We start from the raw sequence: 10393 nt of genomic DNA, 5'->3' as shown, positions 1-10393 counted from the left end.
CCGGGTCTCCGAACTGGAGGCCCGCGTCGGCCGCGAGACCCACCGGATCGCCGTCCCCGGCGGCGCGGAACAGGCCCTCGTCGGCGCACAGCCGCGCCAGGGCCAGGATCACGGCGAGGAAGCCGACCACCGGCAGCAGCTCCCGCACCTGCTGCCACGCGTCGGCGGGGGACACCGCGCCGAGCGCGACGAGCACCCCGGCCGCGGGGACGGCGGCCGCGGCCTCCGGCAGCCCGCGTGGCCGCAGCACGGCGAAGGCCAGTACGCCGAGGAGGAGGACGGCCGACAGGAACTCGGCGGCGATGGTGTTCAGGGGGTACTCCGGATCCTCGGGCGGTCCGACCAGGATGGCACCGTCCCGGCTCCGCCCGCGTGCCGGGGGTCGCACGGCGCCGCGACGGCGCGGGCGGCCCCGGCCGCATGGAAGGAAAGGAGGGACACCCGTCATTGCGGCCGCCGGACCGGCGTCACACCATGGGTCCATGCCGTCGCGAAACGCGCGGCCCGTGACGGCCGGGCCGGGGCGCCCGCCCCGTACGACCTCCCGCGGGCCGTCGTCCCCGGTTCCCCATACCGGCCCCCCGCCGAGTTCCTGTAGCCGTGCCCGTACCGAGTCACGCTCCGGAGGAGCCATGCAGATCGCCGTACTGCTCTACGACCGCTTCACCGCCCTCGACGCCATCGGTCCCTTCGACACCCTCGGCCGGCTTCCCGGCGCCGAGACCGTGTTCGTCGCCGAGCGCCCCGGGCCCGTCCGTACCGACAGCGGAGCGCTCGCGCTCGTCGCCGACAAGGCGCTCGGCGAGGTGACGCGGCCCGACATCGTGATCGTGCCCGGCGGGCCGCACCCGGAGGCGGAGATGGAGAACCCCGCCGTCCTCGACTGGCTCCGGACGGTCGATGCCACCACCACCTGGACCACGTCGGTCTGCACCGGCTCCCTCCTGCTCGCCGCGGCCGGCCTGCTCGACGGGCGCCGGGCCGCCGGCCACTGGCTGTACCTGGACCGGCTGCCCGGGTTCGGGGCGGCGCCCACCGGGGAGCGGGTGGTGTTCGACGGGAAGTACGTCACCGCCGCCGGGGTGTCCGCCGGGATCGACATGGGGCTCACCCTGCTCGGCAGGATCGCCGGGGACGAGGTCGCCCAGACCGTCCAGCTGATGACCGAGTACGATCCCCGGCCGCCCTACGACGCGGGGTCGCCGGACAAGGCCCCGGCCGCGCTCGTGGCGCGACTGCGCGGGGTCAGCCCGTAGGGGTGCCGGGGTCCGGCGCCCACGTGAAGACAGGCGGGCGGCGGGCGAGGAACGCGGCGACGCCCTCCGCGGTGTCGCCGCTTGCGGCCGCCTGCCCCGCCCAGTACCCGTCCCGGTCCGTGCGCCCGTCCGCGAACTCCTTGGCCGCCGCCTGCGTCAGCCGCGAGCGCGAGGCGAGGACGCGGGTGAACTCCGCGACCCGCTTGTCCAGCTGCCCGGCCGGCAGCAGCTCGTGGAGGAAACCCGCGCGCAGCGCCGTCTCCGCGTCGATCAACTCCGCGGAGAAGAGCAGGTACTTGGCCCATGCGGGACCCACCACCGACGCGAGGCGCCGGGTGGAGGAGGAGGCGTAGACGATGCCCAGTTTCGCCGGGGTCACCCCGAAGGACGCGCCCTCCTCGGCGAACCGCAGGTCGCAGGCGGCGGCGAGCTGCCCGCCCCCGCCGACGCAGAATCCGCGGACCGCCGCGAGCGTCGGCTTCGGGAAGGCGGCCAGGGCCTCCTCCGCCGCCACCGCCAGGGCCTGCGGGTCGTCGTCCCCGGTCAGGGAGGAGATGTCGGCCCCCGCGCAGAAGGTCGCGCCGTCCCCGGTCAGGACGAGCACCCGTACGGCCGGGTCGGCCGCGAGGCCGTCCAGCAGACCGGGGAGCGCCCGCCACATGGCGGCGGTCATGGCGTTGCGCTTGGCGGGGTGGGATATCACGACGGTGGCGACCCCGCCGGCGACCGTATGCCGGAGGGCCGTGCCGGCGACCGCGTCCGGGCCTGCTGCGTCCATGTGCCGGATGCTATCCCGGGCCGCCGCTCCTATGATCGGGGGAGTCCGTCCCGGGGGGTGCGAGGAGGCACGCTCATGGGCGCAGACCGTACCGAGGCGAAGGGCCGGGAACCGCGGCGGGAGAAGAAGAAGCTGGGCCGCGGCTTCGGACTGCTGGCCGTGCTCGGGGTGATCCTCGTCCTCGCCGGTCTGGTCGGTCTGGTCTACACGGGCGTGGCGACGCTGACCTCGATGTTCCTCTTCGGGTGGCTGTTGCTCATCGGCGGTGTGGTGGGCCTGCTGCAAGCCGTGCAGTCGCGCGCGAGCAACTACTTCTGGCTCGCCGTCATCGTCGCCGCGATCAACATCGCGGCCGGCTTCGTGATCCTGCGCCGCCCCGAGGCCAGCGCCGAGGCGCTCACCATGTTCGCCGCGCTGCTCTTACTCACCGGCGGGCTGTTCCGCCTGGTCGGATCGCTGGTGGTGCGCGGCAGCAACTTCGGGCTCGCCCTCGTCCAGGGCGCCTTCGGGGTCCTGCTGGGCATCCTGATCCTGTCCAACTGGCCCGGGAACAGCCTGTACGTGATCGGAACCTTCTTCTCCCTCGCCCTCCTGTTCGACGGCCTGAGCCTGGTGGCCCTGGGCCTGGGCGCCCGGCGCATCCTGGGGTTGGTCAGGGAGGACGAGGTGTCCGCGGCGGCGGGCGGGACGGGCGGGGCCCGCGAGAGGGCCGAGAAGCGACCGGCAGAAGATCAAGAACAGTCGAACAACTGACTCTGACATACGTCGACGGTCAGAAAGTGTCCGAATGGCGCTGACTTATGGTCAGCGGTCCGGTCCGGACCAGGCTGGTCCCACTCTTGACGCGTGGAGACGATCGAGCGTGAAGACGGGGGACGGAAGATGGATGTCAGCGGGAGCGTCCCGCCAGCCAGGGAGGGGGAGCCAGAGGGCGCGGCCGACCCCCTCGCGTACGAGGGAGTGTGGCGGTTCACCGCTCCCGCGGTAGAAGAATCCGTTCCGCAGGCGCGCCGCGCGGTCCGGGACCTGCTCGGCCGCCAGGGGGTGCCGGCCCCGCAGGACCTGGTGTACTCCCTGCTGCTGATCGTCTCCGAGCTGGTGACGAACTCGGTCCGGCACGCCGCCCTGCTCTCGCCGGAGGTCGCGGTCGAGGTGGCGATCGGCCGGGACTGGGTACGGGTGGCCGTCGAGGACGACCACCCCTACCGGCCCAAGGCGCTGGAGGCCGATTTCGGCCAGACCGGCGGCCGGGGCCTCCTCCTGGTACGGGAGATCACGCGGGAGGCCGGCGGGGTCTGCGACGTCGAGCACACCTCGACCGGCGGGAAGGTCATCTGGGCGGCCCTCCCCCTGCCCGCTCCGGTCCCGGCGGGCTGACCAGCCGGGCGCCGGCGAACCCGTGGGCCTACCAGCCCGCGGCGTCCCCGGTCAGCTCGCGGACCGCCGGCCGTGCCGCGTCGAGCACGGTCATGAACCAGGCGGAGAACGGCACGTCGGCATGACGCTTCACCAGCTCGGCGGCGGTGACGAACGCGGTGTCGCCGACCTCCTCCGGATCCGGCCGCGGCGCCGACTGGGCCAGCCCCACGAACAGGTGGTTGAACTCCTGCTCCACCAGGCCCGACGCGGGGTCCGGGTGGTTGTAGCGCACGGTCCCCGCCTCGGCGAGCAGCGAGGGGGACAGGCCCAGCTCCTCGTGCGTCCGCCGGGCGGCCGCCGCGAACGGGGACTCCCCGGGGTAGGGGTGACCGCAGCACGTGTTCGACCAGACACCGGGCGAGTGGTACTTCCCGAGGGCCCGCTGCTGGAGCAGCAGGCGGCCCTGCTCGTCGAAGAGGAACACCGAGAACGCACGGTGCAACAGGCCGGGCGCCTGATGGGCGGACAGCTTCTCCGCCGTGCCGATGGTGTTGCCGGCCTCGTCGACCAGTTCGAGCATGATCGCTTCTTGAGTACCGGTGCCGTTGGACGCGCTGTTCGCGGCGGTGGCTGGTGTGGTCGGCATACCCATCCTTCGCTTCGGACTCCGGCCTTCAGTCTGCCGTACAAAAGAGGCTTGTCCCCACTTCGGAGATCCACGCATGTCCGCCCCTCCCCGCGTGGTACGACGGGGAGGGGCGGACACGCGCCACCGGTACGTCAGACCCCGAACGGGGCCGGATAGCTGATCGTTCCCGCCGGGACCGGGACGGAATCGTCCAGCACCAGAGCCATCATCGCCTCGTCGGGGACCTCGAAGGGTGCCCGGATCCCGAACTGCGAAGCCGGCACGAACCCGAAGCGCGGGTAGTACTCCGGGTGCCCGAGGACGAGCACCAGGGACTCCCCGCGCTCCCTGGCCGCCGCGAGCAGCGCCCGTACGACCGAACTGCCCGCTCCCGAGCGCTGGAGCGCCGGGTCGGCCGCCACCGGCGCGAGCGCCAGCGCACGGGCGCCGTCGACCGCGCAGACGGTGAGCAGGGCGTGCGCGGCCACGGATCCGTCCGGGCCCTCGGCGACGTACGACAGCCCGGGGACCCAGGCGTCGTCCGCGCGCAGCGCGTCCACGAGGTCCGCCTCGAGGGGAGTGCCGAACGCCGCCAGGTTGACGTCCCGCACGGCGGCGGTGTCGGCCGCCGTCTCCGGCCGGGCGGGCCAGGCGGGACCGTCCCCGGCGGTGACGGGGCGCAGGACGTAGCCGGTGTAGCCGTACTCGTGCCCGTGGTGGTCCCGTACGTCGAGCTCCTCGCGGGTGGCGGCCACCGCGGCCTCCCTCGCGGGGGAGCCGGCCGTCGCGGGGGAGCCGGACCCGGCGCGGGCACGGACCCGCTCCGCGAGCGGGCCGTAGTACTCGGCCCAGTCGGAGTCGGGCAGCCGGTGCACGCCGGCCACCCGGTACCCGGCGGCCTGGGCCGCCGCGAGGTTGCGCGCCGTGGTGCGCAGCGCGTACTGGGGGTCCCAGAAGGCGCGCGCGCCGGCGGACGGCTCCTCGACGGTCCACTCGCACTCGGTCAGCACGAGGGTGCCGCCGGGGGCGAGCAGCCGCTTCCACCGCGCGAGCGCGGTGTCGAAGCCGATGACGTAGGCGGAGCCCTCGGCCCAGACGAGGTCGAAGGAGCCGTCCTCGAAGGGGAGCTCGCCCATGTCCGCCGAAACGGTGCGGACGCGCCCGGCGAGGCCGCGGGCCACGGCGGCCGCACGCAGCTCTTCGAGGAACCCGTCGTGGAGGTCTACGGCGGTCACCTCGGCGCCGTGCGGGCCCGCCTCGGCGGCGAGCAGCAGGGCGCTGCGGCCCGGACCGCAGCCCAGATCGAGGACGCGCGGCCGCTCGGGCAGCGGTCCGCACAGGGAGAGCAGGTGCCGGGTGGACGCGTCGGAGCCGGGGGCCTGCCGGGGCAGACCGCCGTGGAGGGTGAGGAACGCCTCGGTGAGGGCGGCCTCGGTGGAGACGGAGCCGCCGGAGCCGGGCTCGCGGGAGCCGGGCTCGCGGGAGCCGGGCTCGCGGGAGCCGGAAGGGGTGGTGGATCGGGTGTGGTCGGTGTCGGTCAACGTGAACCCTTGAACGGGGGCTCCGGCCGACGGGGCCGATCGGTCAGTACGTGATCAGGCCCGGCCGGATGCCCGGAAGGAAGTGGGGATGTGCCGGAGTTCGCCGCGCATGGCCGCGACCTTCACGACGGTCATCAACCCACCTCGTTCCCGATCGGTCACCGTGTGGTGTGCAGGACATACATACGGAGATCGTACGTGTCGCCGTCCACGGTAACACCGGGGCGGTTTGTGATCCCTCGGCATGATCGTCAATGATGATCCCGCCCGGGCCTCGGGCCCGGGAATATTCGGCTTATCGGGGCGTAAACGGGTGATGAACCCTTGCTTCCATTCATCCGATAGCCTCTGCCGACGTGTCGCCGCCCACGCGGCGCGCGTTCGGATTTCGTTACAAGGAGTGAGTTCGTCTGCCGACCGTCATCCTTACCGGCCCGCCGGTGCCCGGATCACCGCTCGCGGACGAGCTGCGCTCCCTCGGCTTCGACGTCCGTCCCGCCACCGGGCCAGAGGAAGCGGCCGCCGCACTGGCCCGCGTACCCGCCGACCAGCGGGTCTGCGTCGTCGACAGCGGGTTCGTCGGGCACGTCCACGCACTGCGCCTCGCGCTGACCGACCCCCGCTTCGACGCCTGCGCCGTCACCGGGGCCCTCGCCGTCCAGCCGGGCGCCCGCCCGGCCCTGGACCGGGCGGTGGCCGCCGCGGGCACGGCCGGGGGCGGCACCACCGGCGCCCCTGACGCCGCCACCGCCGGGACCGCCACCGCCTCCGGCGCCCCTGCCGTCGCGACCGGCCCGGGCCTCCGCGTCCCGTACGCGGACTGCCTCGCCGACGCGGTCGAGGCCGCCGGCACCGCCGTCCAGCGCCCCGAGCTGGGCACGCTCGTCGCCACCGTGCCCGCCACCCCGGCGGAGCGGGCCGAGGCCGCCGCCGCCGTCGCCTCCGTCGACGACGAGGCCGTCCGGCTGCGGACCGCCGTCAAGTCCCGCGACGGCTTCTTCACCACCTTCTGCGTCAGCCCGTACTCCCGCTACATCGCCCGCTGGTGCGCCCGCCGCGGCCTGACCCCGAACCAGGTCACCACCGCCTCGCTGATCACCGCCCTGATCGCGGCCGGCTGCGCGGCCACCGGCGACCGCTGGGGCTACGTCGCCGCCGGCGTGCTGCTCCTGGTCTCGTTCGTCCTGGACTGCACCGACGGGCAGCTCGCCCGCTACTCGCTCCAGTACTCGACGATGGGCGCCTGGCTCGACGCCACCTTCGACCGGGCGAAGGAGTACTCCTTCTACGCGGGCCTCGCGCTCGGCGCCGCCCGCAACGGGGACGACGTCTGGGCCCTGGCCCTCGGCGCCATGATCCTCATGACCTGCCGGCACGTCGTCGACTTCGCCTTCAACGAGGCCAACCACGACGCCACCGCGAACACGAGCCCCACGGCCGCGCTGTCCGACAAGCTCGACAGCGTCGGCTGGACCGTCTGGCTCCGCCGGATGATCATCCTTCCGATCGGCGAGCGCTGGGCGATGATCGCGGTCCTGACCGCGCTCACCACCCCCCGGACCGTCTTCTACGCGCTCCTCGTCGGCTGTGCCTTCGGCGCGCTCTACACCACCGCCGGCCGCGTCCTGCGCTCCCTGACCCGCAAGGCCAGGCGGACGGCCCGGGCCGCCCAGGCCCTCGCCGACCTCACCGACTCGGGCCCGCCGGCCGAGCTCGCGGCCCGGCTCGTCGGCCGCATGGCACCCGGCGCCGGGATCACCGCCGCCGTCATCGGCTCCGCCGCCCTGCTCTGGACCGCCTGGGCCTACGACTTCGGCAGCCGCCAGGTGATCATCGCCGCCGTCTTCTACGTGCTGCTCGCCGGAGCCGCCGTCGCGCGCCCCCTCACCGGGGCCCTCGACTGGCTCGTCCCGCCCGTCTTCCGGGCGGCCGAGTACACCACCGTGCTGATCCTCGCGGCGAAGGCGGACGTCCCCGGAGCCCTTCCGGCGGCATTCGGCCTGATCGCGGCGGTCGCCTACCATCACTACGACACGGTGTACCGGATTCGCGGTGGCACCGGCGCGCCCCCGCACTGGCTGGTGCGGACGGTCGGCGGTCACGACGGCCGGGTCCTGCTGACCGTGGTCCTGGCCGCCGTCCTCGCCCGCGACGCGTTCCCCGTCGCGCTCACGGCCACCGCCGTGTTCGTGGCCCTCGTGGTGCTCGTGGAGAGCATCCGCTTCTGGGTCTCCTCCGGAGCACCCGCCGTACACGACGAAGGAGAACCAGCATGATCGGCCTTGTCCTCGCTGCCGGTGCCGGACGCCGTCTGCGTCCCTACACCGACACCCTGCCCAAGGCCCTCGTGCCCGTCGGCCCCGAAGGCGACGAGGAGAGCATCACGGTCCTCGACCTGACCCTCGGAAACTTCGCCGCGGTCGGCCTCACCGAGGTCGCCGTCGTCGTCGGCTACCGCAAGGAGGCCGTCTACGCGCGCCGCGAGGCGCTGGAGGCCAAGTACGGCGTCACGATCACGCTGATCGACAACGACAAGGCCGAGGAGTGGAACAACGCCTACTCCCTGTGGTGCGCGCGTGAGGTCCTCAAGCAGGGCGTGATCCTCGCCAACGGCGACACCGTCCACCCGGTCTCCGTCGAGCAGACCCTGCTCGCCGCCCGCGGCGACGGCAAGAAGATCATCCTCGCCCTCGACACGGTCAAGAGCCTGGCCGACGAGGAGATGAAGGTCGTCACCGCCGACGGCGAAGGCGTGCGGAAGATCACCAAGCTGATGGACCCGGCCGACGCGACGGGCGAGTACATCGGCGTCACGCTCATCGAGCCCGAGGCCGCCGAGCGGCTGGCCGAGGCGCTGAAGACCACCTTCGAGCGCGACCCCGACCTCTACTACGAGGACGGCTACCAGCAGCTCGTCAACGACGGTTTCACGATCGACGTGGCCCCCATCGGCGACGTCAGGTGGGTCGAGATCGACAACCACGACGACCTCGCCAAGGGCCGGACGATCGCATGCCAGTACTGACCCGGCTGATCCCCTCACCGGTCGTCGTCGACATCAGCCGCGGCGCCATGGACGACCTGGCCGGCCTCCTGGCCGACCAGCGGATCTCCGCGTCGGGCAAGCTGGCGATCGCGATCAGCGGCGGATCCGGCGTGGCACTGCGCGCCAAGCTGGAGCCCGTGCTGCCGCACGCCGACTGGTACCCGGTCGTCGACGGCACCATCGACTCCGCCGTGAAGCTGGCCGACGACATAAAGGGCAGCCGCTACGACGCCGTCGTGGGCCTGGGCGGCGGCAAGATCATCGACGTGGCCAAGTACGCCGCGGCGCGGGTCGGCCTGCCCATGGTGGCCGTCGCCACCAACCTCTCGCACGACGGCATCTGCTCGCCGGTGTCCATCCTGGACAACGACAACGGCCGCGGCTCCTACGGCGTGCCGACGCCGATCGCCATGGTGATCGACCTCGACGTGATCAAGGACGCCCCGGTGCGGTTCATCCGCGCGGGCATCGGCGACGTCATCTCCAACATCTCGGCGATCGCCGACTGGGAGCTCTCGCACCGGCTCAACGACGAGCCCGTCGACGGCCTCGCCGCCGCGATGGCCCGCACCGCCGGCGAATCCGTGCTGCGCCACCCCGGCGGCTGCGGTGACGACGAGTTCCTCACCGTGCTCTCCGAGGGCCTGGTCCTCTCCGGCATCGCCATGTCGATCAGCGGTGACACCCGCCCGTCGTCCGGCGCCTGCCACGAGATCAGCCACGCCTTCGACCTGCTGTACCCGGGACGCTCCGCGCTGCACGGCGAGCAGGTCGGCCTCGGAGCCGCCTTCGCCATGCACCTGCGCGGCGCCGAGCAGCAGTCGGGCCTCTTCGTGGAGGTGCTGCGCCGCCACGGGCTGCCGGTGTCGCCCGAGGAGATCGGCTTCAGCGTCGACGAGTTCGTCGCCGCCGTCGACTACGCCCCCCAGACCCGCCCGGGACGCTTCACGATCCTGGAGCACCTCAACCTGTCCGCCGCCGAGATCAGGGACGCTTACGCCGACTATGCCAAGACCATCCGTAGCTGAACTCCGGCCCGTCGTTCACCCGGCGGGCGTCAAGGACCGGGTCAGCGGCGAGCACTGGGGCGGGCGCCTCTACATGCGCGAGATCTCCCTGCGCATCACCCGCCTGCTGGTCACCACCCGGGTCACGCCGAACCAGCTGACCTACGTGATGACCCTCGCCGGTGTCCTCGCCCTCCCGGCCCTGCTCATCCCCGGTGTCTGGGGCGCGGTCCTCGGCGTGGTCGCGGTGCAGATGTACCTGCTGCTCGACTGCGTCGACGGCGAGGTCGCCCGCTGGAAGAAGCAGTACTCGCTCTCCGGGGTCTACCTCGACCGGGTCGGCGCCTACCTCTGCGACGCCGCGGTCCTCGTCGGCTTCGGGCTGCGCGCCTCGGACCTGTGGGGCAGCGGGCGGATCGACTGGCTGTGGGCCTTCCTGGGCACCCTCGCGGCGCTCGGCGCGATCCTGATCAAGGCCGAGACCGACCTGGTCGGCGTCGCCCGCCACCAGGCCGGGAAGCCCGTGGTCCAGGACGCGGCGGCCGAACCGCGCTCCTCCGGCATGGCGCTCGCCCGCCGGGCCGCGGCCGCGCTGAAGTTCCACCGCCTCGTCCTCGGCATCGAGGCGTCCCTGCTCATCCTGGTGCTGGCCGTCCTGGACCAGATGCGCGGCGACCTGTACTTCACCCGGCTGGGCGTCGCCGTCCTGGCCGGCATCGCGGTGCTGCAGACGGTGCTGCACCTCGTGTCCGTCCTGGCCTCCAGCAGGCTCAAGTGA

10 protein-coding genes and 1 pseudogene are annotated in these 10393 nt (G+C 73.0%); 7 read left to right on the top strand and 4 right to left on the bottom strand.

What is annotated here, in order from left to right:
* Nucleotides 1-313: pseudogene (locus ABT106_RS20130) on the bottom strand (hypothetical protein); the annotation flags it as partial.
* Nucleotides 314-632: 319 nt separating this feature from the next.
* On the opposite strand from ABT106_RS20130, the gene ABT106_RS20125 reads away from it, so the two are divergent.
* Complete coding sequence (locus ABT106_RS20125) at nucleotides 633-1256, top strand: DJ-1/PfpI family protein (protein WP_351279092.1); 624 nt, start codon at nucleotides 633-635, stop codon at nucleotides 1254-1256.
* Here the strand turns inward: ABT106_RS20125 and ABT106_RS20120 are convergent.
* Entirely contained in the window at nucleotides 1246-2034 is a 789-nt protein-coding gene (locus tag ABT106_RS20120) for an enoyl-CoA hydratase/isomerase family protein (RefSeq protein WP_351279089.1), read from the bottom strand. The genes ABT106_RS20125 and ABT106_RS20120 overlap by 11 nt on opposite strands.
* Nucleotides 2035-2109: 75 nt before the next feature.
* Between ABT106_RS20120 and ABT106_RS20115 the strand changes: the two genes are divergently transcribed.
* Both ABT106_RS20115 and ABT106_RS20110 read left to right on the top strand, forming a co-directional pair.
* Nucleotides 2110-2787 (top strand): HdeD family acid-resistance protein, encoded by a 678-nt coding sequence (locus ABT106_RS20115; protein WP_351279086.1) that lies wholly within the window; start codon nucleotides 2110-2112, stop codon nucleotides 2785-2787.
* A 129-nt stretch (nucleotides 2788-2916) separates the two neighbouring features.
* Complete coding sequence (locus ABT106_RS20110) at nucleotides 2917-3411, top strand: ATP-binding protein (protein ID WP_351279101.1); 495 nt, start codon at nucleotides 2917-2919, stop codon at nucleotides 3409-3411.
* A 28-nt stretch (nucleotides 3412-3439) separates the two neighbouring features.
* Here ABT106_RS20110 and idi read toward each other — a convergent pair whose 3' ends face one another.
* Both idi and ABT106_RS20100 read right to left on the bottom strand, forming a co-directional pair.
* Nucleotides 3440-4039: an isopentenyl-diphosphate Delta-isomerase gene (gene idi / locus ABT106_RS20105; protein WP_351279084.1), complete on the bottom strand. Its 600-nt coding sequence runs from the start codon at nucleotides 4037-4039 to the stop codon at nucleotides 3440-3442.
* A 134-nt stretch (nucleotides 4040-4173) separates the two neighbouring features.
* Nucleotides 4174-5412, bottom strand: coding sequence for a GNAT family N-acetyltransferase (locus tag ABT106_RS20100; RefSeq protein ID WP_351279099.1), 1239 nt, complete (start codon nucleotides 5410-5412; stop codon nucleotides 4174-4176).
* 560 nt (nucleotides 5413-5972) lie between these two features.
* On the opposite strand from ABT106_RS20100, the gene ABT106_RS20095 reads away from it, so the two are divergent.
* Genes ABT106_RS20095 through ABT106_RS20080 form a run of 4 tightly spaced genes read left to right on the top strand, consistent with a single transcriptional unit; the run spans nucleotide 5973 to nucleotide 10393 of the window.
* On the top strand, nucleotides 5973-7838 hold the full coding sequence (locus ABT106_RS20095) for a DUF5941 domain-containing protein (protein WP_351279097.1): 1866 nt from the start codon (nucleotides 5973-5975) through the stop codon (nucleotides 7836-7838).
* Nucleotides 7835-8587, top strand: a complete 753-nt coding sequence (locus ABT106_RS20090) for a phosphocholine cytidylyltransferase family protein (protein WP_351279082.1) — start codon at nucleotides 7835-7837, stop codon at nucleotides 8585-8587. The genes ABT106_RS20095 and ABT106_RS20090 overlap by 4 nt, the downstream gene beginning before the upstream one ends.
* Nucleotides 8575-9636, top strand: coding sequence for an iron-containing alcohol dehydrogenase family protein (locus ABT106_RS20085; RefSeq protein WP_351279079.1), 1062 nt, complete (start codon nucleotides 8575-8577; stop codon nucleotides 9634-9636). Before ABT106_RS20090 ends, ABT106_RS20085 begins: the two co-directional genes overlap by 13 nt.
* Nucleotides 9614-10393, top strand: a complete 780-nt coding sequence (locus ABT106_RS20080) for a CDP-alcohol phosphatidyltransferase family protein (RefSeq protein ID WP_351279076.1) — start codon at nucleotides 9614-9616, stop codon at nucleotides 10391-10393. The genes ABT106_RS20085 and ABT106_RS20080 overlap by 23 nt, the downstream gene beginning before the upstream one ends.

Source organism: Streptomyces sp. NPDC002044 (assembly GCF_040296725.1).
Taxonomy (GTDB): domain Bacteria; phylum Actinomycetota; class Actinomycetes; order Streptomycetales; family Streptomycetaceae; genus Streptomyces; species Streptomyces antarcticus.
The sequence above is the reverse complement of the archived record's forward strand: the minus strand, read 5'-3'. Positions and strand labels throughout refer to the sequence as shown.